The organism is Paraburkholderia sp. SIMBA_030 (assembly GCF_046535245.1).
Classification (GTDB): domain Bacteria; phylum Pseudomonadota; class Gammaproteobacteria; order Burkholderiales; family Burkholderiaceae; genus Paraburkholderia.
The window spans coordinates 1-275 of the sequence record NZ_JAWRXB010000419.1 but is presented as its reverse complement, the minus strand read 5'-3'; the positions used below and the strand labels follow the sequence as shown (position 1 = coordinate 275).

At 59.3% G+C, this 275-nt stretch carries 1 protein-coding gene; it reads right to left on the bottom strand.

What is annotated here, in order from left to right:
* Window positions 1–275: hypothetical protein (locus tag SB772_RS40600; RefSeq protein ID WP_410838599.1), on the bottom strand; the 275-nt coding region annotated here is incomplete at both ends.

The following is a 275-nucleotide window of genomic DNA, read 5'->3' as shown; positions in this document are numbered from 1 at the left end:
CCTCCCATTCCTCGGTCGTTTCGACGGGAAAAGAAACCGCTTTCAGCGTATCCTGAAGCACGCCGGAATGGCGGTAGTTCTGATCCTTCAGCCAGCCATCGAAAACGTGGCTCTGGCAATTGACCTGCCCCAGGAAAGGCTGGCCCATTGCTTTCGTTAGCTTCGCCAGCCGGGCCATCGGCTCGCCTGTTGCCTGCAGCGCAACGAAGTCGGCGCTCAGCGACGATGGATCGAGGGAGACGGAGCTTTCGGTGAATGTCAGGAATTCGGTGCCG